Origin of the sequence: Streptomyces sp. NPDC090083 (genome assembly GCF_044747445.1) — a bacterium.
In the GTDB taxonomy this organism is placed as follows: domain Bacteria; phylum Actinomycetota; class Actinomycetes; order Streptomycetales; family Streptomycetaceae; genus Streptomyces.
Window position 1 is genome coordinate 247,225 of record NZ_JBIVED010000009.1, and the last position, 22,860, is coordinate 270,084.

Here is a 22,860-nt window from a genome sequence, read left to right on the forward strand (position 1 = left end):
TGCCTGTCAAACACCTGTGCCCGTCGGTGAGTTGCTCAGGACGCCGAGCGGCGCTCGAACACCAGGTCCCGCGCGGTGCCGAGCGCGGTGGCCACGGCGCCCAGCAGCACCGCGTCCTCGCCCAGCGCGCTGGGCACGATCTTCGGGCGGAGCGGAGTGAGCCCGCGGAGGTTCTCCCGCACCGGACGGAGCAGCAGGTCCACGCTGTGCCCGACCCCGCCGCCCAGCACCACGAGGTCCGGGTCGAGCACGGCCGCCGCTGCCGCCACCGTGTGCGCGATCCGCTCGCCCTCCAGCTCGACCGCCTTGAGCGCGGCGGCGTTCCCCTGCCTCGCCGCGTCGAACACGGCCTTCGCGGTGAGCTGCTGCCCGCTCATGCCGAACCGGCGGGCCGCCTCCACCACGGCCACCCCGGACACCGCGTCCTCCAGCGTCTCCGGCTTCTGCCGCCCCGGCCACGGCAGGAACCCGATCTCCCCGGCGCCGCCGTGCGCCCCCGTGAAGAGCCGGCCCTCGCTGACCACGCCCATGCCCAGACCGGTGCCGATCAGGATGTACGCGAACAGCCGGCTGCCCGCGCCGACGCCGTACGTGTACTCGCCCAGCGCCGCGAGGTTCGCGTCGTTGTGCACCTCCAGCGGGACGCCCAGCTCCTCCCGCATCCGGTCGAACAGCCCGGCCCGGCCCCAGCCCGGCAGATGCATCGCGTACCGCACCCGGCGCCGCTGCTCGTCGTAGACGCCCGGAGTGCCCACCACGGCGTGCACCACCGCCGCCGGTGCCACCCCGGAGCCGGCGACGACCTGGTGGGCGGTGGCGACCACCAGCTCGGCCATCGAACCCGAGGTGCGGGCCCGGTTGCGGACGTCGGCCCGGGACACCACCTCGCCGTCGAGATTGGCCACCGCGACCCGCAGCCAGCTGCGCCCGACGTCGATCCCGAGCGCGTAACCGGCGGACGGGTCCGGGGCGTAGAGCACGGCGGTCCGGCCGCGCTCGGGGGCCTGCGTACCGACCTCGTGGACGAGGCCCGCCTCCTCCAGCGCGGCCAGCGCGCTGGAGACCGTCGGCTTCGACAGCCCGGTCTCGCGGGCGAGTTGGGCCCGGGAGGCGGCACCGGCGGTGCGCAGCCGGTCGAGCAGCAGCCGCGCGTTCGTACTGCGCAGCCGCTGACGGCTCCACGGCTGGTCCGGTCGCTCCACGGCGTCACTGACGGGCATCGCATCATTCTCCGCTATCCGGGACAGCCTCTTGACGAGTCTAGTAAGGCTCCTTAACTTTATCGCCCAGTCAGCCTCCGGATACCGGCCGCACGCCGCACCCCTCTCCCTCCGCCACGCACACCACCCCCAGGAGCCTCCATGTCCGGCACTCCGCCCCCAGACGGCGGTTTCGTCCGCCGCGTCGGCCTCTTCCAGGCCACCGCCATCAACATGAGCCAGATGTGCGGCATCGGGCCGTTCGTGACGATCCCGCTGATGGTCGCCGCGTTCGGCGGCCCGCAGGCGGTGATCGGCTTCGTCGCGGGAGCGGTCCTCGCGCTGGCCGACGGGCTCGTGTGGGCCGAGATGGGCGCCGCGATGCCCGGTTCCGGCGGCAGCTACGTCTACCTCCGGCAGGCCTTCCAGTACCGGACCGGGCGGCTGATGCCGTTCCTGTTCGTGTGGACGGCGATGCTCTTCATCCCGCTGATCATGTCGACCGGCGTGGTCGGCTTCGTGCAGTACCTCGGCTACCTGGCACCGGACCTCGGCAAGACCTCCGGCGACCTCATCGGCCTCGGGGTGATCGCCCTGGTGGTGCTCCTGCTGTGGCGCGGCATCGAGAACATCGCGCGCATCACCGCCGTGATGTGGACGGTGATGATCGCGGCGGTGTTCCTGGTCATCGTGGCCGCGGCGAGCGACTTCAGCGCGCACCTCGCCTTCACCTACCCGGCGCACGCCTTCGACCTGGGCAGCAACCACTTCTGGCTCGGCTTCGCCGGCGGCCTGACCATCGGCATCTACGACTACCTCGGCTACAACACCACCGCCTACATGGGCGCCGAGATCAAGGACCCGGGCCGGACCCTCCCGCGCTCGATCCTCTTCTCCATCGTCGGCATCATGGCCATCTACCTGATGCTCCAGATCGGCACCCTCGGGGTCGTCGACTGGCACCGGATGACACACGCCAACGACATCGCCTCCACCTCGGTGGCCTCGGCGGTCCTGGAGGAGACCTGGGGCAAGGGCGCCGCCGACACGGTCACCGTCCTGATCCTGATCACGGCCTTCGCCTCCGTCTTCACCGGCCTGCTCGGCGGCTCCCGGGTCCCCTACGACGCGGCCCGCGAACGCGTCTTCTTCCGCCCCTACGCCAAGCTCCACCCCAAGCACCGCTTCCCGATGCTGGGTCTCGCCACCATGGGCGTGATCACCGCGATCGGCTTCCTCATCGGCCGCCACACCGACCTGGCGACCCTGATCCAGCTCCTGACCACCGTCATGGTCATCGTCCAGGCGCTGGCCCAGATCATCGCCCTCACGGTCCTGCGCAAACGCCAGCCGACGCTGCGCCGCCCGTACCGCATGTGGCTCTACCCCGTCCCGAGCATCCTCGCCTTCGTCGGCTGGTGCGTGATCTACGGCTACGCCGACAAGAACTCCCCGGGCCGCCACCCCATCGAATGGTCCCTGGCCTGGCTCGCCCTCGGCTGTGTGGCGTTCGTCCTGTGGGCCCGCTTCGAGAAGGTCTGGCCGTTCGGCCCGAAGGAGATCTCGGAGGACTACCTCACGGAGGCGACCCCGGAACCGGCAAGCACCTAGGCCCCGTTGACCCGGTCGGTCGCGGCGGGCACGTCCCCCGCGACGTCGACGACCGAGCGCCCGTCGGTCACCGCTCGGACGGTACCGACGGGCGCACAACGGTCCAACTACCCGTTTGCGGCACGTCGTTGGCCGGCCTCGGCGCCAACTCGCCTCCGATCTGTGCTGTGACCGCGAAAGCTCACCGTGTCTCGACGTCCGACACAGCGGCCTCGAAGCGGTGCCGGACCACCCGGGTATGTCCCCGGCAGGAGCCGTGGTCCTCCGCCGTACGAAGCACTGCACGGGTCGTCGGCCCGGCGGCCGGCCGCCTCACGGTTGGTGACCTTCGCGCCCCAGTCCTGGCTCGCGCTCGCCGCCCCGCCCTCTCGGTCGGGCGTTTAATCGGATGTGCGTCCGGGACGGAGTTGTTAGGTTCGCCGTGTGCCGAAGCTGAATCAGATCATCGCAGTCGAAAAAGGCGTCAAGTCCAAGGCTCTCCAGGAGCTCACCCAGGCTCACCAGGACGTGCAGAAGCCCGCGCTGCTGGCCGGCATCTCCCGGACCTACCAGCCCAAGGACGAAGAGGGCGAGCAACTGCCGCCCGAGTCCACGCGGGTGCAGGTCAAAGCCGAGGATGCTCTGCGGGCGACCGCCGGGACGCTGACGCGCCTCTTCGACGTGACCGCGACGAAGGACTGGGCGAACCGGTCCGCGGCCGCGGACGTGGTGGTCGACGGCACGGTGCTGTTGCCCCAGGTGCCCGTCCCGTACCTGTTGTTCCTGGAGAAGCAACTTACCGACCTGCACACCTTCGTGCGCAAGCTGCCGGTACTCGACGCCTCGGAGTCGTGGAACCTGGACCCCTCGACCGACTCGTGGAAGACGGACCCGGTGCGGACCATCCGCACGAAGAAGGTTCCGCGCAACCACGTGAAGGCCGAGGCCACGGAGAAACATCCGGCGCAGGTCGAGGTGTACTACGAGGACGTCCCGGTCGGTTACTGGACCACGGTGAAGTTCTCCGGCGCGCTGCCCGCCCGGCGGGTCAACGAGCTTCTCGACCGCGTCGAGAAGCTCCAGCAGTCCGTCAAGTTCGCCCGCGAAGAGGCGAACAACACCGAGGTCACCGACCAGCGGGTCGGCGACGCGGTATTCGGCTACCTCTTCCGGTAGCCCTCACATACGCCCTCCGTCGCGAGCGGAGGGTGCGCGAAGAGCGCAAGCTGAAACTGATGTTGAAGCTGATGAAGGGGTGTCAGTTGGGGGTTCGAATCCCTCTCCCCGCACCACGTGCGGGGGTGGCCCAAGCCTGGCAGAGGCGGCCCCATGAAACTCAGATTCTCGCTCCAGTCTCAGTATTCGCCGCCGAACACCGGATCGACCGAGCGTGGGCGAACATCGACGGATGGGGGTTCAAGTCCCCTCGGCGCCTCTCTCGTGGCGCTGTAGTTCAAAGGCAGAACACGTCGATCTCAATATGACCCGCGGTTCTTAAATGCCGTCGGTGTGCGCAAATGGGTGGCAAGCTGGAGCCCGGGAGCTGGACATGCTCCCGGGCTCCGTCACGTTCGGGCTGCGGCTCGGGCCGTGACCAGGAAGGTCACCGGGTTGAAGGGCCGAGCTGCGGTGGGTGGGGGCTGCCGCCCCAGCGGGTGCTTCTTTCGCCGCGGAGGCGCTCCGATCAGCTTCGCCCTCGAGGCTCAGGCCGGTGTGAAGCGAGCTGGTGCTGCCCCGGCGCACGATTCGATGCGGCTTTGACCCCTCCTGATCTTTCGGTCCGCGCACACGGACGGGCTCGGCCATCGCGCCTTCCGGAGGTCGGAACGGACGTCACCGCCCATCACATGACCCATACGGGCAGCGTGCCGAGCGATACTCGTGCGGGCGAACCGAGGGGGAGGCGGGCCACGTGGAGGAATCGGCGCTCGGCGGAGGCGCGATCAACGAGGTCGTCCGGGTCGGGAACACCGTACGGCGCACCCCGGTGTCGCCGGAACGGTCTGGCTACGTGACCGGACTGCTCGCGCACTTCGAGGCGCGGGGTTGGGCAGGCGCGCCCCGGTTCCTCGGCACGGACGGGCGCGGGCGGGAGGTGTTCCGGTACGTCGAGGGCCGGGCGGCCACCGGTTCCGGGGAGCGGGCCGCCGTGCGCACCGACGGCAGCCTCGTGCGCGTCGCACGGCTCGTGCGGGCCTTCCACGATCTGACGCACGGCACACCGCTGGCCGGTGACCGGGACGTCGTCTGTCACAACGACCTGGCTCCCAAGAACACCGTCTACGACGGCGCGTGGCAGCCGCTGGCGTTCGTCGACTGGGACCTCGCCGCCCCTGGTGAGCGCAGGCACGATGTCGCCCACGTCTGCTGGCAGTACCTCGACCTCGGTCCGGGCGTCACCGACATCCCCGCGACCGCCCGCCGGATCGCCCTGATCTGCGAGGCGTACGGCCTCGACGACAGCCACCGCCTCCTCGACACCGTGCTGTGGTGGCAGGACCGGTGCGGGCGGGGCATCGAGGCCGGTGCCGGGCGCGGCGAGCCGGGCATGGCCGGGCTGCGGGCGCGCGGGGTCGTGGACGAGATCCGGGCCGCGCGCGACTGGGTAGCCGCGCACCACCGCGAGCTGGGCTCGTTCCTGGGCTGAGCGGTCGTAGGGCAGGGGCATTCGAAGCCGTGCATGACGGGCAATTTCTCCCGCCTTGACATGCAGGTAATTGCCTGCATAACTTTGAGTGTGCGATCCGAACAGGACTCAGGGATGGACAAGGTCTTCAAGGCGCTGGCCGACGACACCCGCAGGCGACTGCTCGACCGGCTGCACGAGGACAACGGGCAGACGCTCGGGGAGTTGTGCGGGCGGATCGACATGACCCGTCAGTCGGTGACCCAGCACCTCGCCGTCCTGGAGGCCGCCAACCTGGTCACCACGGTGCGACGCGGACGGGAGAAGCTGCACTACCTCAACCCGGTCCCGCTGCACGAGATGCAGGAGCGCTGGATCGACAAGTTCGAGCGCCCGCGCCTGCGCGCGCTCGGCGCCCTCAAACGACGAGCCGAGGAAGCCATGACCGACAAACCGACATTCGTCTACGTCACCTACATCGCGAGCACCCCCGAGAAGGTCTGGGACGCGCTCACCGACGCCGATCTGACCGCCGCCTACTGGGGACACAGCAACGTGTCCGACTGGCGGCGCGGCTCGCGTTGGGAACACCGGCGCACCGACGGCTCGGGCATCGCCGACGTCGTCGGCAGGGTGGTCGAGAGCGAGCGCCCGACCCGGCTGGTGACCACGTGGTCCTCGCCGGAGAAGGAGGATCAGGAGGACACGCACTCCCGGGTCACCTACGACATCCGGCCGCACGAGGACATCGTGCGCCTCACCGTCACCCACGAGGACCTCGCCGACGAGGGTGAACTCTCCGACGTCTCCGGCGGCTGGCCGGCCGTGCTCTCGAACCTGAAGTCGCTGCTCGAAACCGGCAGCCCCCTCCCGCAGTCGCCCTGGCAGGTGCCGGGCGGCCACTGAAGGGGGCGTGGCTTCCTTCCGGAGTTCGGACTTCCGCGGGGTTCCTACGGTGTGGAGGTGCTCCGCGCCGCCGTACCGGCGCACACCAGGCCCATGATCACGGCGAGTCCGCCGATGATGACGTTGTTCAGGATGACGCCCTTGTCGGGGCTGCTGCCGACGATCCACGGCGAGACGATCATCCAGACACCCAGGGCGCTCATGGCCCAGCTGAGGCCGTACATGCGTTCCGGGGCCCGGGTGAAACCGAGCGCCAGCAGGCCGATCGCGATGCCGACGATGAGGTTGTGCGGGACGAGCGCGGGCTGGCTCGTCGTGTAGTGGAGTATCCACGGGGACACGGCGCAGTACAGACCCAGCAGGAACACCGGTCCGTCCACGAGCGCCACATCGCGTCCACCGAGCATGCGGGCGTAGCGTGCCTGCATTTCGGAGACATCAGGGTGGCTCGCCATGTCACCTCTGGTGTGCGAGACGTTGGCCATGACTCGTCTCCTTTGACTTGCTGGCCTGACCGCGTCTGGTGCGGCCCGCGGCAGGAGCCGCTTGGTCCCATTGTGCTCTTATTTCACCTTTATGTGTAGTGTTCAGCCGGTTCGTCGTCCCGGAGGCGGTGGCGCAACTGGTGCAGCCCGCGTCGCGCGTGGCTCTTGACCGTCCCGAGCGGCCAGCCGGTGCGCCGCGCGATCTGCGTCTGGGTCAGGTCCTCGTAGAACGTCAGCCCCAGCACCTGCCGCTGGGGCGCGGGGAGCCGGGCCAGTTCGCGCAGCACGAGGACGCGGTCGAGCACCGCGTCGGGCTTCGGCGCGACCGGCTCGGCGAGGGTCAGGGACGCCCCGGCGGCGGCCAGCAGATGCAGCCGCCGGGTGCGGGCGGACAGGGCGTCGGCGATCGTGCGCCGGGTGATGCCGGTGATCCAGCCGCCGATCGTGCCGCGCTCGGGCCGGAAGCCCCCGCGCCCGCGCCACACCCCGAGGAACACCTGCTGGGTCACGTCCTCGGCCTCCCTCGCGTCCCCCAGTGAACGCCGGGCCAGCGTGTGCACCAGCGCCGACCAGCGGTGATACAGGACGGCCAGGCACTCCTCGTCGCCGGCCGCCAAGCCCCTGGCCAGCTCCTCGTCGGTGAACTCCGCCGCGGGACTCGTCCGGAGGGCGCTGTGCGGCGGGCTCATGGCGACGGCTCCTCACGTCCTGCGGCGACCATCGCGGGCCGGACCGCGGTGCCACGGTGGTCCGCTGTGTCTGCCGGGGTGCGCCCGGTTGCGTCCATCGTGGGAGCGGGGACCAGGACCATCAACTCGCGTCGATTCTGCGTCGTATAGTCGGCGCATGAGCGAGTCGTCCGCCGACCCGGACCCCGGGCATCCGTCCGCGGCCCACATGCCCCTGACGACCGGCGCGTTGGCCCGCCGGCTGGGCGTGGCGCCGACCACCCTGCGGTCCTGGGAGCGGCGCTACGGCATCGGGCCCGCGGTCCGCGCCGAGGGACGGCACCGGCGCTGGGCCCCCGGGGACGTGGCCGTGCTGGAGGAGATGTGCCGGCTGACCTCGTCGGGCGTGCCCCCGGCCGAGGCGGCGCGGGTGGCGAAGGGAGCAGCCGGTTCGGACCCCGGGCCGGCCGCCCGGACGCACGGCTCCTCACGGGCGGCCGGGACCCTGCCCCTCGGTGACGTGCGCCAGGAGTGCCGCGGCCTCGCGCGGGCCGCCGTCCGGCTCGACGCGCCCGCCGTCGAGCGTCAACTGGCCGACGCCGTGGGCCAGTACGGCGTCGTCGTCGCCTGGCAGGAGGTGATGGTGCCGACCCTGCACGCGGTGGGACGCAAGTGGGCCTCGTCCGGGGACCGTTACGTGGAGGTGGAGCACCTGCTGTCCTGGCACGTCTCCACCGCCCTGCGCCGACGCACCCCGCCCTCCGGCCCGCGGTCGGACATCCCGCCCGCCGGGCCCGTCATGCTGGCCTGCGTACCCGGCGAGCAGCACACCCTGCCGATCGAGGCGCTCAACGCCGCACTGGGTGAACTCGGCCTGCCCACACGGATGTTCGGCGCCGCCGTGCCCGCCGAGGCGCTCACCGCCGCGGTACGGCGCCTGGGCCCCGCGGTCGTCGTCCTGTGGGCCCAGGCACGCTCCACCGCGAACCTGCCGCTGGCCCGGCACATCGCCGACACCCGCTGGGGAGTGAAGGGCGCCCGGCGCCAACCCGCGCTGGTGCTCGCCGGACCCGGCTGGTCCGGGCCCCCGGTGCGGGGGGCCGTGCGACCGGTGAGCCTTCAGGACGCGGTGGAGATCGTGGCGGGGACGTACGGGGTGCACCGCGCGGGGCGCTGAGTCGGCGGCCCGCGGCCTCAGCCGATCCCGCGTCCGCGCCGGAACCGGTCGAGTCCGTCGGAGAGTTCGACGATCGGGTCCGGATAGTCACCCAGCGCCGCACGTTCAAATCCCTGGAGTTTCCACGGCTCGTGCACCAACCGCCCTTCCACCTCGACGAGTTCGGGCACCCAGCGGCGGACGTACGCGCCGTCCGGGTCGTAGCGCTTCGCCTGGGTGACGGGGTTCAGCACCCGGTTCGGGCGTGAGTCCGTGCCGGTGCCCGCCATCCACTGCCAGTTGAGCTGGTTGTTGGCCACATCGCCGTCGACCAGCAGGTCGAGGAAGTGCCGGGCGCCGACGCGCCAGTCGACGTAGAGCGTCTTGGTGAGGAAGCTCGCCGTGAGGAGCCGTGCCCGGTTGTGCATCCAGCCCTCGTGCAGCAGCTGGCGCATCCCCGCGTCGATCAGCGGGTAGCCGGTGCGGCCCTCCTTCCAGGCCGCGATGTCCTCGGCGGCCGTGCGCTCGGAGCGCCAACGGTCGTGCTTCGTACGGTAGTCGGCGCCCGCGGCCGAGGGCCTGGCCGCCAGCACCTGGCGGTGGAAGTCCCGCCACGCGAGCTGCCGTACGAACGCCTCGGCGCCCGGTCCGCCCGACTGCCGTGCCCGGTGGACGAGTTCGACGGGGGAGAGGGTGCCGAAATGGAGATGGGGCGAGAGGTGCGAGGTGGAGTCGGCGGCCAGCGCGTCGTGCAGATCCTCGTACGACGCGATGCCGTCACGCAGCCAACGGCTCAGCATCTTGCGGCCGTTGGTCTCCCCGCCGGCCGCGAGACCCGGCGACAGCTCGTCGGCACCGGGGCGCTCGGGCAGCTCCTCCGAGGCGACACCGTCCGGGACCCGCACGGTGCGCGGCGCAGCCAGCGCGGCGCGCAGATGCTGCCCGGACCACTGCCTGAAGTACGGCGTGAACACCGCGAAGTGGTCCGAGGACGCCGGCGTCACCGCGCCCGGCGCGACGGCCGTGGTCACCGTGTCGTGGACGTGCAGCCGCCGCCCCTCCGCCTCCAGCGCCCGCCGCAGCCCCTGCTCGCGCCGCCGCGCGTAAGGGCTGACGTCCGCCGCCATGTGGATCTCGTCGGCGTCGTTCTCGGCGGCCACCTTGCACACCTCGTCGACGACGTCGCCGGACCGGAGCACCAGCCGACCGCCCCGCTCGCGCAGGCCCTCGTCGAGGTCACGCAGACAGTCGGCGAGGAACGCCAGCCGGTTCGGCACGCCGAACCCGGCGTCCAGCACACCCCGGTCGCGCACGAACAGGGGGATCACCTCGCGGGCCTCGGCGGCGGCGCGCAGCGCGGGGTGGTCGTGCAGACGCAGGTCGGAGGTGAACAGGACGACCGAGACGTTCATGGTGCGCACTCCGGGAGACAGGAAAACGAGGTCGTGTGATGCTTCCCGTCCTGTGCGCCCGGCGGATGCGGCGGTCACCCGACGGGAGTACCCGCTCCCGGAGCCCTCCGGCCGCCGGCGAAGGTGGCATGCCGGCGTCAATCGCGGGCATGCGCACTGGTACGGCGGTCCCGGTGGGGAGCCGAGGAACGATGCTGGAGGTGTCGGCGGACATGGGCGCGAAGGTGTTGAAGCGGTTTTCGGCGGGAGCTCCGCGCGGATCATGGCCTGCCGAGGAGTTCGCGGCCCGGCGTCGCGCCGAGGGCGAGCCCGCCAAGGTCGTCATGGACCTGAAGTCCGACGCGTTCCTCGTGGTGATCCCGGTGGGCGACGAGGACTGACGTCCCGTCCGGCGGGCGACGAGCACAGCACATGGGGGCCGAGGGCCGACACCCGGTCTCGCTCTCAGCCCCCCGCCGCGCTCGGACTTCCCCCGCGCCCGTGACTCCGACCCGCTCGGACTTCCTCCGCGCTCGGAACCCGGACACGCTCAGACCTCCACAGCGCCCAGCTCCCGCGCCCGCCGCACGAACGCCTCGTGCAGAGCCCCGGCCGCCTGCGGTACGGACTCGGCGCGGCGACGGCGCAGCATCAGCAGGACGCGGGCCGTGGCGCCGGCGATCGGCCGGAAGGTGAGCGCGCCGAGCCGCTCCAGCGGGTCCCCGACCACGCTGAAGTCCGGCAGGACCGTCACCCCGAGCCCCTCCGCGACCATGAGCTTGCCCATCTCGGCGCCGTCGGTCGAGTACGCGAAGGCGGGACCCCGGCCGTCGAGCAGCCGGTGCACATAGCGGTGCATCACATAGCCGGACCGCATACCGATCAACGGCTCGGTGAGGAGTTCCTCCACACTCACGGCCGGGCGGGACGCGAGCGGGCTGTCGGGGCGTACGCACACCACCGGCAGACCGGACAGCAGCTCCGTCGACTCGAAGTCGGCCGGCATGTCGTCGCCGTCGAGATGATTGACCAGGCCGAGATCGAAACCGCCCTCCGACAGCGCCCGGTGGATGTCCGTCTGCTGCGCGCCGACCACCTCGACCTGGGTCAGCGGATGCGCGGCGCGGAAGTCGCGGACGACGGGCAGCAGCAGCGGCACGGTCGCCGCGTTGACCGTGCCCACCCGCACCATGCGGCTGATCCGGTGCTGCTCGCCGGCCGCCGCCCGCAGCCGGTCCACCGCGTCCAGCACGTCGACGATCTTCGGCAGCAGCTCCCGGCCCTCCGCGCTCATCGTCGCCCCGGACCGTTTGCGCTCCAGGAGATCGACGCCGAGTTCACGTTCGAGGTTGCGCACGGTCTCGCTCAACGCGGGCTGCGACAGGCGCAGTTCCTCGGCGGCCCGGCGCAGCGAGCCGAGCCGGGTCACGGCCGCTATGTATTCCAGCTGTTCGGTCCGCATGCCCGCAGAATGCGACCTGATTCCCGGCCTGTTCAAGGGTTTCCCTGTCACACCTTCGTGAAATTCAATGGTCCGGGATACGAGACCGGTCGGGTTTTCCTTGACGGCTCTCGCCGACGGCTGCCACGATCGACGGCATGATGATGCGACTGGACCTCACGCGGCGACGCCATGTCGACCTCGCACGCGTCTCCAGCGCCTCCTGTCGCACCGCGGCCTGATCCCCGTCACCTCCGTCCTGTGATCCGCCGCCCGCTTTTCCCCCTCGTCTGACATTCGCCCGGCATTCGGCCGGCATTCGCCGGATATCGCCCCGGCCGAATTCGACGTGCCCGAAAACGCATTCCGCAACAGGAGTTCCGCATGCCCGCAGAGCCCGTGAAATTCGCCTACTGGGTCCCCAACGTCAGCGGAGGACTCGTCACCAGCACCATCGAGCAACGCACCGACTGGGGCTACGAGTACAACCGCGAACTCGCCGTCCTCGCCGAGAACAACGGCTTCGAGTACGCGCTCAGCCAGGTCCGCTACATGGCCAGCTACGGCGCCGAGTTCCAGCACGAGTCGACCAGCTTCAGCCTCGCCCTGCTGCTCGCCACCCAGCGTCTGAAGGTCATCGCCGCCGTCCACCCCGGCCTGTGGCACCCGGGCGTCCTCGCCAAACTCGGCGCCACCGCCGACCACCTGTCGAACGGCCGCTTCGCCGTCAACGTCGTCTCCGGCTGGTTCAAGGGCGAGTTCACCGCGCTGGGCGAACCCTGGCTGGAGCACGACGAGCGCTACCGCCGCTCCGAGGAGTTCATCCAGGCCCTGCGCCGGATCTGGACCGAGGACCACACCGAACTCGCCGGTGACTTCTACCGGTTGCGCGACTTCTCCCTCAAGCCCAAGCCCCTCAACACCCCCGAGCGCCCGCACCCGGAGATCTTCCAGGGCGGCAACTCCACCGCCGCCCGCGCGATGGCCGGCCGCGTCTCCGACTGGTACTTCTCCAACGGCAAGGACTTCGACGGCGTCACCGAGCAGCTCGCCGACGTACGCCGGTCCGCCGCCCAAGCCGGCCGCAGGGCACCGAAGTTCGGTCTCAACGGCTTCCTCATCGCCCGGGACACCGAGGCCGAGGCGCGGGACACGCTCCGGGAGATCGTCGCCAAGGCCGACCGGGAGGCCGTCGAGGGCTTCGGGTCCGCGGTGAAGCAGGCCGGGCAGTCCTCGGCCGACGGCAAGGGCATGTGGCAGGACTCCTCGTTCGAGGACCTCGTGCAGTACAACGACGGGTTCCGCACGGGGCTCATCGGCACCCCCGAGCAGATCGCCGAACGGATCGTCGCCTACCGGACGTTGGGCGTCGACCTGCTCCTGCTGGGCTTCCTCCACTACCACGAGGAGGTCGAGTACTTCGGCAAGCGCGTGCTGCCCCTCGTGCGCGAGCTGGAGGCCCAACTCCCCGACCCCGAGGCCGAGTCCGTCTCCGTGCACGCCTGATCGCACCCCACTGCGAAAGGGATCCCAGCATGAGCACCGGCACGCCCGCCGTCTGGCGTACCGGCCCCGCCCCGCGCTCCGCCTCCCCGAAAGAGGACCCATGGCCACCGTCCTGTCCGTCTCCGGCAGCCCCTCCGTCTCCTCCCGCACCAACCGCCTGCTCCGGCACCTGGACCAGCGGCTGACCGCCCAAGGGCACCAGGTGATCCCGCTCGACGTGCGGACCATCCCCGCCGAGGCCCTGCTCGGCGCAGACTTCCGTCACCCGGCCATCGTCGAGGCCACCGACCTCTTCGCCTGCGCCGACGGGATCGTCGTGGGCACCCCCGTCTACAAGGCCTCCTACTCCGGTGTCCTCAAGGCGCTGCTCGACCTGCTCCCGCAGTACGCCCTCACCGGCAAGACCGTGCTGCCGCTCGCCACGGGTGGGTCCACCGCACATGTGCTCGCCATCGACTACGCGCTCCGCCCGGTGCTCAACTCCATGGGCGCCGCCCATATAGTCCAGGGCTGGTTCACCCTCGACAAGGACATCACCGCCCACGAGGACGGCTCGCTCACGGTCGCCCCGGCCGCCACCGAGGCGCTCGCGCAGGTGGTGGACCAGTTCTCGGCGGCCCTCGGCCGCGTCCCGCTGCTGGCCGCGGCGAGCTGACCGCCATGACCGACCGTACGAGCGCCCATGTGATCGCGGACGGCGCCGAAGCCCTCGCCCTCGCCGCCGCGCTCGCCGACGAGTTCCGGGCCGGTGCCTCCGCGCGCGACACCGAACGCAGGCTCCCGCGCGCCGAGTTGGACCGGCTCTCCGGTGCCGGGCTGCTCGCGGTCACCGTGCCCGCCGAGTACGGCGGCGCCGACGTGAACGCGGAGACCCTCGCCGAGATCTTCCGCCTCCTCGGCTCGGCCGACGGGAGCCTCGCCCAGATCCCGCAGAGTCACTTCGCGTACGTCAACGTGATCCGCCGTCAGGGCACCCCGGACCAGCGGAAGTTCTTCTTCGCCGAACTCCTCGCCGGCCGCCGCTTCGGCAACGCCCAGTCCGAGGCCGGCACCAGACACGTCCAGGACATCCGCACCCGGCTGACACCGCAACCCGACTGCTCCTACCGGCTGACCGGCGTCAAGCACTACTCCACCGGCGCCCTCTTCGCCGACTGGATCCCCGTCCTCGCCCGCACCGAGGACGACAACCTCCATGTCGCGTACGTCCCGAGCGACGCCGAGGGCGTCACGGTCGTCGACGACTGGGACGGCATGGGCCAGCGCACGACGGCCAGCGGCACGGTCCGCCTGGAGGCGGTTGCCGTCCCCGCCGACCGGGTCCTGCCGCACCACCTCACCTTCGAGGGTCCCCAACTCCACGGCGCGGTGGCGCAGTTGCTGCACGCGGCCATCGACGCCGGGATCGCCGGGGGAGCGCTGGCGGAGGCCGCCGAGTTCGTGCGGACGAAGAGCCGCCCCTGGTTCGAGAGCGGTTTCGAGACCGCCGCCGAGGACCCGCTGCTGATCCAGCGGTTCGGTGAACTCGCCCTCCAGGTGAAGGCGTCCGAGGCTCTGCTCGTCCAGGCGGCCAAGGCCGTCGACGCGGCCCGCGGCGACCTCGACGACGACTCGGCGGCGGAGGCGTCCATCGCGGTCGCGGCGGCCAAGGTGCACGCCGCGCGGACCGCCGTGGAGGTGGCGGGCGCGCTGTTCGAGGTGTCCGGCACCCGCTCGGCGCTCGACTCGCTGAATCTGCACCGGCATTGGCGGGACGCCCGCACCCACACCCTGCACGACCCGGTCCGCTGGAAGATCCAGCACATCGGCCGCTATGTGCTGAACGGCACCAGGCCGCCCCGCCACGGCCTCCTCTGACCCCCCTCGCAGGACAGTCCGGCACCCCCCTCACGGGACAGTCCAGATCGGAGCCCCACGTGTCCCTCACCTTCCACTGGTTCCTCCCCACCAACGGGGACAGCCGTCATGTCGTGGGCGGTGGTCACGGCACCCCCGCCACCGCGTCCGGCCGGGACCGGCCGCCGACGGTCGCCTATCTGAGCCAGATCGCCCGCGCGGCGGAGGACCTCGGCTTCGTGGGCGCCCTCACGCCCACCGGCGCCTGGTGCGAGGACGCGTGGCTCACCACCGCGATGGTCAGCCAGCACACCGAACGGCTGAAGTTCCTGGTCGCCTTCCGCCCCGGCTTCGTCTCGCCGACCCTCGCCGCGCAGATGGCGTCCACGTTCCAGCGGCAGAGCGGCGGACGGCTGCTCCTCAACGTCGTCACCGGCGGCGAGAGCCACGAACAGCGGGCCTACGGGGACTTCCTCGGCAAGGACGACCGGTACCGTCGTACCGGCGAATTCCTGGAGATCGTACGGCAGTTGTGGGACGGGAAGACCGTCGGTCTGGCCGGTGAGCAGCTGCGCGTCGAGGAGGCGAAACTGGCACGGCTGCCCGACCCGGTGCCCGAGGTGTACTTCGGGGGATCGTCGCCGATCGCCGGCGAGATCGCCGCCAAGTACGTGGACGTGTACCTCACCTGGGGCGAGCCGCCGGCGCAGGTCGCCGAGAAGATCGCGTGGATCAGGGGGCTCGCGGCGCGGCAGGGGCGCACCCTGAGGTTCGGGATCCGGCTGCACGTCATCACGCGTGACACGTCCGCGGAGGCCTGGGCCGAGGCGAACCGGCTGCTGGAGGGGTTCGACTCCGAGACCGTGCGGTCCGTCCAGGCGGGCCTCGCGCGGAGCGAGTCCGAGGGACAGCAGCGGATGCTCGCGCTGCACGGCGGCAGCCGGGACGGGCTGGAGATCCATCCGAACCTGTGGGCCGGCATCGGCCTGGTCCGGGGCGGGGCGGGGACCGCTCTCGTCGGCAGCCACGAGGAGGTCGCCGAGCGGATCAAGGAGTACGCGGCCCTGGGCATCGAGGAGTTCGTGCTGTCCGGGTACCCGCATCTGGAGGAGGCGTACTGGTTCGGGGAGGGCGTGCTGCCGAGGCTGGCGGCGGACGGGGTGTGGCGGCACCCCGTCGGCGCGCGGAAGGACTCCGCCGCACAGGTGCCGTTCGCCGGCTGACAGGTCCCGCCGACCGCCCGGCTCCGCACCCCCCGGGCGCGGTTGCCGGGCGGGCCGTCAGAACCAGTGCAGACAGTGCGGGGAGCGGTCGGTGCGGAAGAGGGCGTCGGCGCGGGCGGCCGCGTCCGGGCGGTGGGCCCGGATGTGTCCGGCCCGGACGAGCGTGCTCGGGGCGGTGCCGCCCAGGTAGAGCGAGCCGAGGTCGTCGACGTCCAGGGACAGGTCGGGCTCCCGGCCCGTCGGCACGCAGTCGGCCTTGCCGTCCCGGACGGTCAGCGCGTACCGGCCGTGTCCGCCCAGGAACGGGTCGTCGACGGCGAGCACCAGCTCGCCGTCCGCGAACCAGCCGCGCGCGGTGAGCGCACGCGGCACGTCCAGCAGCCGCACCCACAGCCAGTCCGTGTCGCCGCTCACCTCGGCGGCGCGGAAGTCCGCGAGCTGCCAGCGCAGCGGGTGGCCGGGCGGGACATGCTTGAACACGACCTTGGACGCCAGGTCGTGACCGAGCGCGAACCGGGCCAGGGCCGTGAAGACGGCGTCGTCGACCGCGATGATCTCGTCGACCGTCAGGGTGGCGGCCTCGCCGAGCGAGTAGCTGGCGTACCCGTCAGGGACGCCGTCCGCGTCCCGGTGCAGCGCGATGTAACGCGGTGCCGGTGAGACCGGGGGCTGCCCCGCGCGCAGCGCCCACCAGCGGTGCGGCCGGGACAGCGCGCCGGGCTGCGCGCGGCGGTAGCGGTCGTAGACCTGCTCCAGGATCTCGCCGCACTCGGCACGGCGCAGCATCTCGACCGAACCGGTCGCCGCCGCGCCGCCGGCCCGGGGCACGGCGAAAGCGGCCCGGTGGCGGGGCACGGTCAGCCGGCCGGTGTAGGTCGCCGGTCCGTAGCCGAACCGGCGGTAGATCAGGGCCTCGGAGGCCAGCAGTACGGAGAGGGCCTCCCCGCGGTCCCGCAGCGCGGTGAGCTGGTGCCGCATCATCGCGCTGAGCACGCCCTGGCGGCGGTGCGAGGGCAGGACGCCGACGGCGGTCACCCCGGGGGCCGGGAGGAGCGTCCCGCCGGGCAGGGTGAGGTCGAAGGGGTAGCTGGCCGCGGTGCCGACGGGCCGTCCGTCATCCGTCAGGGCGAGCAGGCAGTGGTTCATCTCCAGCGCCGACCACCAGAGCCCGCCGCCGTCGGTCGGGGTCTCCGGGAAGCTTCCGAACGCGGCGTGGACGGTGTCGACGAAGACGTCACGGTCCTCGTCGGTCGTGGAACGGATCTCCATCGCTGCCGCTGCCTCCCTTGGACACGTCACCACTCCCGTGGCGCCCCGCCACAGTGGAGCGCCGCCCGATGACCAGGTCAAGCGATTTTAGCCAGGTCACGTCACCGCCCCGGAAGCACCGGCGGCCGACGGTCGTCGGGGCGGGCGACGGAGCCGGCCAGCGCCTTCAGATGGACCCCTCGCGACTCCGCGGTCTGACCCTGCACCAGCAGGAACAGGGCTTCCCGCGCGAGGCGCTGGGCCCGGCTCGTCAGGGACAGCGACCGGCCGCCGCCCGCCACCACCGCGGCCGTCGTCGCCGTCATCAGCACCTCGTACGCCTGCGTCCTGAGCGCCAGCCGTCGCGTCAAGTGCTCGTGCGGGACGGGGTGTTCGGCCAGCGCGTAGGCCTCCGTGCGCACCTCGTCCAGGCGGGCACGGAGCGGGGCGGACGTGTCGGCGTCCAGCAGGGCGAGAGCCGCCTCGGCCACTCCGAAGACCGCCGGTGACGCGTTCGTCGGTTTCGGGCGGTCGGCCGTCGCCCACTCCTCGTACGGCGTCCGTGCGGCCACCGCGTCCTCCGGCAGCCACAGGCCGTCCAGCTCCAGGGAGACCGTGCGGGACGCGGTGAGGGCCGCCAGACGCATCGGCTCGGACGCCCGCAGCCCCTTCTGCTCCCTCGCCTCCGTGAACGCGAACAACGCCTCGTCCGTGTCCGTCACTCCGGCGAGCAGCATGACGTCGTTCAGGCCCCAGCCGGTGTACCAGGGGACGGTGCCGTCGAAGCGCCAGCCGCCCCGGTCGCGGGTGACCCGTACCGGGATCCGGGGGTACGCCCGCAGATGCGCGTACGCCACTCCGGACAGCAGCTCGCCGCGCGCCAGCGGGCCCAGCAACCGCTCCCGTACCGGGAGTTCGCTCTTCGCCAGGGTCAGGACCGGGGTGTGGTGCTGGGTCTGCACGAACCACGTCGAGCAGCAGGCGCCGGCCAGGATCTCCGCGGTCTCCCGGGCCACCGCGCCCGGTGCCGCCGAGCCGCCGCGGGAGACGGGTGCGCTCACGCCCAGCAGGCCGGACCGTTTGATCGCCTCGATGTGGCTCGCCGGGACGCCCTCCTGGTCGACCTGTTCGGCGCGCGGGACGAGGAGGTCGTCCGCGAGGTGTCGGGCGCGGGCGACGAGGGGGTGCGTGGTCATGCGGGAGATTCTCCCGGTCAGCGGGCTGATCTCGTGCGAAGGCGCTCAGAGCTGGGTGACGATGTCGAAGTCGAAGGCGTCCGCCCGCGCCAGGTACAGACGCTGGCGGAGGTGGTTGCCGTGCAGACGCAGTGCCCCGCGCGGGCCCTCGTAGGAGACGGTGCCGCCCGGTGCGCACATGGCGCCGACCTCCAGTGACCGGGCCTGCTCGGCCAGGGCCGCGAGCAGGCGTACACCCTCGAAGCACGACTCGCCGAGGCTGCCCACGACGGGTGCCTCCACGCCGAAGCGCGCCGCGTAACGCCCGCTGAAATCAAGGCTTTCGGCGGTGGCCAGGGTCCCGAAGTAGCCGGCCGCCGCCCACAGTCCCTCGGTGGCGTCCGCGCCGGTGGACAGCAGGATGTTCTCGTCCATGTGCGTGCTCAGCCGCAGACACCGGTGGTGCAGCCCGTACGCGGCGAACGCGCGGTTGAAGCGCGCCGCGTCGTCCCCGACGAGCAGCATCAGCACGGCGTCGGCCTCGCAGCGCTCGATCCGGCGCAGCACCGGCCCGAACTCGTACGTCCCCAGCGGCACGAACACCTCGTCGCGCACCCGGCCGCCGCAGTCCCGGGCATAGCGGCGTGCGGCGCGGGCGGTCACCCGCGGCCACACGTAGTCGTTGCCCACCGAGCACCAGCGGCGCACTCCGGTCGCCTCCGTCAACAGTCGCATGGCGGGCCGCAGTTGGGCCACGTCGGTCTCGCCGGTCAGGAACACCCCGGGCGTCCGCTCGCCGCCCTCGTACTGCGCGGTGTAGACGTACGGCACCCGGCCCGCGACACGCGGCAGCAGCGCCTTGCGGACCGCCGAGGTGTGCCAGCCGACGACCGCGTCGACCGCGTTCATCGACACCAACGCCCCGACCTCGGCGGCCACTTGCTCCGGCAGTGCACCGCCGTCGACCACCGTGAGCCGGACCTCTCGGCCCAACACGCCGCCGACGGCGTTGAGTTCCTCGACGGCGAGTCGCGCGGCCAGTTCGCAGGACGGGCCGAAGACGCCTGCGGGGCCGCGCAGCGGGACGACCAGCGCCACGACCAGGGTCCTGAGCGGACCGTCGGTCCGCGCGGGCGGCAGGGGATGCACCGGACCACCTCCGTGAGGGCGTGCGGGCACGGAAAAACGGCCCAGGCCCCGGCGCCCTCGCAGAGGCTCGTGATGTGCACCGCACAGTAGACCGCCCCGAAGGACAGCGGCAATGCCGTCCGTAGCCGTAGCCGTAGCCGGTGAGGGCGCGGCGAGAATCCCGTCCGTTCTCCGGGGCGCGGTGTCGATACGCGACGATGGCGTTCGTGTAGGAGGTGAGAGATCCCCTTGGGGATCGCAGAATCGCTTACGCCATGGAGGACGTCATGCAGCACTACCTGCTCAGCGTGATCACGCCGGCCGACGGGCAGATGCCCTCGCCGGACGAGATGGCGGAGATCGTCCGCAAGCTGGGGATCTTCCACGACGAACTGCAGGCCGCCGGAGCCTGGGTCTTCGCCGGGGGACTGCACGGGCCGGAGACGGCGACCGTGCTGCGCCCCAAGGACGGCGACGTGCTGATCACCGACGGGCCGTACGCCGAGGGCAAGGAGTATCTGGGCGGGCTCTGCCTGATCAAGGCGGCCGACCTGGACGCGGCCCTGGAGTGGGGGAAGCGCGCGACCTGGGCGACCACACTGCCCATCGAGGTGCGGCCCTTCATGAACACGGCCGAGGACTGATGCCGTTCGACACCGACATCGAGGCCGTCTTCCGTGCCGAGTACGGGCGGGCGGTCTCGGTCCTGGTCCGCTTCCTCGGTGACATCGACCTCGCCGAGGAAGCGGTCCAGGACGCCTTCGCCGCGGCCGTGCGGAAGTGGCCGGAGACCGGTGTGCCGCCGAGCCCGGCCGGGTGGATCATCACCACCGCGCGCAACCGCGCGATCGACCGGCTGCGCCGCGAGTCCTCCCGGGAGGCCCGCCACACCGAGGCCGCGCTGCTGTACGCGGCCGACGCGCCCGCCGAGGAGGGACCCGTGCGCGACGACCGGCTCCGGCTGATCTTCACCTGCTGCCACCCCGCGCTCGCCACCCAGGCACAGGTGGCGCTCACCCTGCGCCTCCTCGGCGGTCTCACCACCGCCCGGATCGCCCGCGCCTTCCTGGTGCCGGAGGCGACGATGGCCCAGCGCCTGGTCCGCGCCAAGGCCAAGATCCGCGACGCGCGGATCCCGTACCGGGTGCCCCGCGACGCCGACCTCCCCGACCGGCTGAAGGGCGTCCTGGCCGTCGTCTACCTGATCTTCAACGAGGGCTGCACGGACTCGCCCGAACTGTGCGCCGAAGCCCTGCGGCTCGGCTGTCTGCTGTCCGAGCTGATGCCGGACGAGCCCGAGGCGACCGGCCTGCTCGCGCTGATGCTGCTGATCGAGTCGCGCCGGACCGCGCGGGAGGGCCCGGACGGTGAGCTGGTGCCGCTGCCCGAACAGGACCGCGACCGCTGGGACGGCGAACTGATCGCCGACGGGCAGTCACTCGTACGGCGGTGCCTGCGGCTGAACAACCCCGGGCCGTACCAGATCCAGGCCGCGATCAACGCGGTGCACAGCGACGCCCCGAGCGCGGACGCGACCGACTGGGGGCAGATCCTCCAGCTCTACGACCAGCTGATGGCCGTGGCCCCGAGTCCGGTGGTCGCCCTCAACCGGGCCGTCGCCGTCGCCGAGGTCGACGGCCCGCGCACGGCCCTCGCCCTCGTGGACGCGCTGGACCTCGACGGCTACCACGTGCTGCACGCCGTCCGCGCCGACCTGCTGCGGCGGCTGGGCCGCCACACCGAGGCCGTCGCGGCGTACGAGGCGGCCATCGCGCGCACCGGGAGCGCGGCCGAGCGCGGCTGGCTGGAACGCCGTCGGCGGGAACTCGTCCGCGGGTGACAGCCGTGCGGCGGAGCGTGACCATGGGCGCACCGGAATTTTTCCCGGCACAGGAATGGTTGCTATATACATCTGACCGTCGAGAACCCCCACGCACCAGCAGCGAGGCACCGTGAACCAGTCCAGCCCCGAGCAGCCCGCCGACATCGTGGCCCGGCTGCGCGCCACCTTCCGCACCGGCCGCACCAAGCCCGTCGAGTGGCGCACCGCCCAGCTGCGCCGCCTGCGCGATCTGCTCACGGAGCACGGCGACGACCTCGCCGCCGCCCTCCGTGCCGACCTCGGCAAGAGCGCCGCCGAGGCCCAGCGCACCGAGATCGGCTTCACGATCCGCGAGATCGACCACACCCTCGACCACCTGGAGGAATGGCTCCGCCCCGAGTCCGCGCCCGTCCCGGCCCACCTCGGCGCGGACGCCACCGCCTGGACGCAGTACGACCCGCTCGGCGTCGTCCTCGTCATCGCGCCCTGGAACTATCCGGTGCAGCTGCTGCTGACCCCGGTCGTCGGCGCGCTCGCCTCCGGTGACGCGGTGGTCCTCAAGCCCAGCGAGATGGCCCCGGCCACCTCCGCCGCCCTCGCCCGGCTGGTACCCGACTACCTCGACACCGACGCGGTCGCCGTCGTCGAGGGCGGCATCCCGGAGACCACGGCCCTGCTCGCCGAGCACTTCGACCACATCTTCTACACCGGCAACGGCGCCGTCGGCCGCATCGTCCTGCGCGCCGCCGCCGAGCACCTGACCCCGGTCGCCCTCGAACTCGGCGGCAAGTCACCGGCGTTCGTCGACCGCGACGCCGATCTCGCCGTCGTCGCCGACCGGTTGGCGCGCGGCAAGTTCCTCAACGCCGGCCAGACCTGCGTCGCCCCCGACTACGTCCTGACCGACCCGGAGACCGCCGCCGCGCTCGAACCCCTCCTCGCGAGCGCGGTCGAGAAGGTCTACGGCGCCGACCCGCAGACCTCCGGCGAGTACGGCCGGATCGTCAACGAACGCCACTTCGACCGGCTCGCCGGACTGCTCGACTCCGGCCGGGTCGTCGTCGGCGGGCGCAGCGACCGGAGCGACAAGTACATCGCGCCGACCGTCCTCGCCGACGTGGACCCGAAGGCGCCGGTCATGGCGGAGGAGATCTTCGGCCCGATCCTGCCGATCGTCACCGTCCCCGACCTCGACGCCGCCATCGCCTTCATCACCGACCGCGACAAGCCCCTCGCCCTCTACGTCTTCACCGGCTCCGAGGACACCCGCGCCCGGATCGCCGCCGAGACCTCCTCGGGCGCCATCGGCTACGGCCTCCCGCTCGCCCACCTCACCGTCTCCGACCTGCCCTTCGGCGGCGTCGGCGAGAGCGGCATGGGCAACTACCACGGCCGCTACTCCATCGACACGTTCAGCCACCGCAAGGCCCTGCTGGAGAAGCCGCTCGTCTGACCCGGCC

The 22,860-nt window shown here is 71.8% G+C and carries 21 protein-coding genes and 1 pseudogene; 14 read left to right on the top strand and 8 right to left on the bottom strand.

Features of this window, described 5'->3' with window-relative positions; genetic code table 11:
• Positions 1-35 precede the first annotated feature (35 nt).
• The gene (locus ACIPTO_RS29720; protein WP_366325444.1) at positions 36-1,220 is read right to left on the bottom strand and encodes an ROK family transcriptional regulator; all 1,185 of its coding nucleotides are present in this window, start codon (positions 1,218-1,220) and stop codon (positions 36-38) included.
• Positions 1,221-1,361: 141 nt separating this feature from the next.
• On the opposite strand from ACIPTO_RS29720, the gene ACIPTO_RS29725 reads away from it, so the two are divergent.
• The 4 genes from ACIPTO_RS29725 to ACIPTO_RS29740 all read left to right on the top strand — a co-directional run bounded on the left by ACIPTO_RS29725 (position 1,362) and on the right by ACIPTO_RS29740 (position 6,321).
• Positions 1,362-2,810 carry an APC family permease gene (locus tag ACIPTO_RS29725; protein ID WP_401197182.1) on the top strand — a complete coding sequence of 483 codons (1,449 nt, stop codon included), beginning with the start codon at positions 1,362-1,364 and terminating at the stop codon, positions 2,808-2,810.
• 423 nt (positions 2,811-3,233) lie between these two features.
• Positions 3,234-3,965 carry a hypothetical protein gene (locus tag ACIPTO_RS29730; RefSeq protein ID WP_366324948.1) on the top strand — a complete coding sequence of 244 codons (732 nt, stop codon included), beginning with the start codon at positions 3,234-3,236 and terminating at the stop codon, positions 3,963-3,965.
• Between the two features lie 736 nt (positions 3,966-4,701).
• Positions 4,702-5,436: a phosphotransferase gene (locus ACIPTO_RS29735; protein WP_401197185.1), complete on the top strand. Its 735-nt coding sequence runs from the start codon at positions 4,702-4,704 to the stop codon at positions 5,434-5,436.
• A gap of 114 nt (positions 5,437-5,550) precedes the next feature.
• Complete coding sequence (locus ACIPTO_RS29740; RefSeq protein ID WP_401197187.1) at positions 5,551-6,321, top strand: ArsR/SmtB family transcription factor; 771 nt, start codon at positions 5,551-5,553, stop codon at positions 6,319-6,321.
• A gap of 44 nt (positions 6,322-6,365) precedes the next feature.
• On the opposite strand, the gene ACIPTO_RS29745 is transcribed toward ACIPTO_RS29740, so the two are convergent.
• Together ACIPTO_RS29745 and ACIPTO_RS29750 are read right to left on the bottom strand one after the other, a co-directional pair.
• Complete coding sequence (locus tag ACIPTO_RS29745) at positions 6,366-6,806, bottom strand: SPW repeat protein (protein WP_366324954.1); 441 nt, start codon at positions 6,804-6,806, stop codon at positions 6,366-6,368.
• 89 nt (positions 6,807-6,895) lie between these two features.
• Entirely contained in the window at positions 6,896-7,495 is a 600-nt protein-coding gene (locus ACIPTO_RS29750) for a sigma-70 family RNA polymerase sigma factor (protein WP_401197190.1), read from the bottom strand.
• A gap of 157 nt (positions 7,496-7,652) precedes the next feature.
• On the opposite strand from ACIPTO_RS29750, the gene ACIPTO_RS29755 reads away from it, so the two are divergent.
• Complete coding sequence (locus ACIPTO_RS29755; RefSeq protein ID WP_401197193.1) at positions 7,653-8,651, top strand: MerR family transcriptional regulator; 999 nt, start codon at positions 7,653-7,655, stop codon at positions 8,649-8,651.
• 17 nt (positions 8,652-8,668) lie between these two features.
• Here ACIPTO_RS29755 and ACIPTO_RS29760 read toward each other — a convergent pair whose 3' ends face one another.
• Positions 8,669-10,042 (bottom strand): cryptochrome/photolyase family protein, encoded by a 1,374-nt coding sequence (locus ACIPTO_RS29760; RefSeq protein ID WP_401197195.1) that lies wholly within the window; start codon positions 10,040-10,042, stop codon positions 8,669-8,671.
• Between the two features lie 191 nt (positions 10,043-10,233).
• On the opposite strand from ACIPTO_RS29760, the gene ACIPTO_RS29765 reads away from it, so the two are divergent.
• On the top strand, positions 10,234-10,422 hold the full coding sequence (locus ACIPTO_RS29765; protein WP_352185682.1) for a hypothetical protein: 189 nt from the start codon (positions 10,234-10,236) through the stop codon (positions 10,420-10,422).
• A gap of 149 nt (positions 10,423-10,571) precedes the next feature.
• Here the strand turns inward: ACIPTO_RS29765 and ACIPTO_RS29770 are convergent, their stop codons facing one another.
• Positions 10,572-11,483, bottom strand: coding sequence for a LysR family transcriptional regulator (locus ACIPTO_RS29770; protein WP_401197198.1), 912 nt, complete (start codon positions 11,481-11,483; stop codon positions 10,572-10,574).
• 143 nt (positions 11,484-11,626) lie between these two features.
• On the opposite strand from ACIPTO_RS29770, the gene ACIPTO_RS29775 reads away from it, so the two are divergent.
• From ACIPTO_RS29775 to ACIPTO_RS29795, 5 genes are all read left to right on the top strand, one after another.
• Entirely contained in the window at positions 11,627-11,704 is a 78-nt protein-coding gene (locus ACIPTO_RS29775) for a putative leader peptide (RefSeq protein WP_355726404.1), read from the top strand.
• Positions 11,705-11,846: 142 nt separating this feature from the next.
• Positions 11,847-12,968, top strand: a complete 1,122-nt coding sequence (sfnG, locus tag ACIPTO_RS29780; protein WP_401197201.1) for a dimethylsulfone monooxygenase SfnG — start codon at positions 11,847-11,849, stop codon at positions 12,966-12,968.
• 100 nt (positions 12,969-13,068) lie between these two features.
• Complete coding sequence (ssuE, locus tag ACIPTO_RS29785) at positions 13,069-13,623, top strand: NADPH-dependent FMN reductase (protein WP_401197204.1); 555 nt, start codon at positions 13,069-13,071, stop codon at positions 13,621-13,623.
• A gap of 5 nt (positions 13,624-13,628) precedes the next feature.
• The gene (locus tag ACIPTO_RS29790; protein WP_401197207.1) at positions 13,629-14,825 is read left to right on the top strand and encodes an SfnB family sulfur acquisition oxidoreductase; all 1,197 of its coding nucleotides are present in this window, start codon (positions 13,629-13,631) and stop codon (positions 14,823-14,825) included.
• A 59-nt stretch (positions 14,826-14,884) separates the two neighbouring features.
• Positions 14,885-16,027, top strand: a complete 1,143-nt coding sequence (locus ACIPTO_RS29795; protein ID WP_366324971.1) for an LLM class flavin-dependent oxidoreductase — start codon at positions 14,885-14,887, stop codon at positions 16,025-16,027.
• Between the two features lie 57 nt (positions 16,028-16,084).
• On the opposite strand, the gene ACIPTO_RS29800 is transcribed toward ACIPTO_RS29795, so the two are convergent.
• From ACIPTO_RS29800 to ACIPTO_RS29810, 3 genes are all read right to left on the bottom strand, one after another.
• Entirely contained in the window at positions 16,085-17,296 is a 1,212-nt protein-coding gene (locus tag ACIPTO_RS29800) for a GNAT family N-acetyltransferase (protein WP_401197210.1), read from the bottom strand.
• 101 nt (positions 17,297-17,397) lie between these two features.
• A complete protein-coding gene (locus tag ACIPTO_RS29805; RefSeq protein ID WP_401197212.1) occupies positions 17,398-18,471 on the bottom strand; it encodes an acyl-CoA dehydrogenase family protein in 1,074 nt (357 codons plus the stop codon).
• A 45-nt stretch (positions 18,472-18,516) separates the two neighbouring features.
• On the bottom strand, positions 18,517-19,599 hold the full coding sequence (locus ACIPTO_RS29810; protein ID WP_401197215.1) for a substrate-binding domain-containing protein: 1,083 nt from the start codon (positions 19,597-19,599) through the stop codon (positions 18,517-18,519).
• A gap of 254 nt (positions 19,600-19,853) precedes the next feature.
• Here ACIPTO_RS29810 and ACIPTO_RS29815 point away from each other — a divergent pair, with 254 nt between their 5' ends.
• The 3 genes and pseudogenes from ACIPTO_RS29815 to ACIPTO_RS29825 form a co-directional block, all read left to right on the top strand.
• Positions 19,854-20,222 carry a YciI family protein gene (locus tag ACIPTO_RS29815; protein WP_401197217.1) on the top strand — a complete coding sequence of 123 codons (369 nt, stop codon included), beginning with the start codon at positions 19,854-19,856 and terminating at the stop codon, positions 20,220-20,222.
• Entirely contained in the window at positions 20,222-21,418 is a 1,197-nt protein-coding gene (locus ACIPTO_RS29820) for an RNA polymerase sigma factor (RefSeq protein ID WP_401197219.1), read from the top strand. Before ACIPTO_RS29815 ends, ACIPTO_RS29820 begins: the two co-directional genes overlap by 1 nt.
• A gap of 103 nt (positions 21,419-21,521) precedes the next feature.
• Positions 21,522-22,853 (top strand): annotated as a pseudogene (locus tag ACIPTO_RS29825) (aldehyde dehydrogenase family protein); the annotation flags it as partial.
• Positions 22,854-22,860 lie beyond the last annotated feature (7 nt).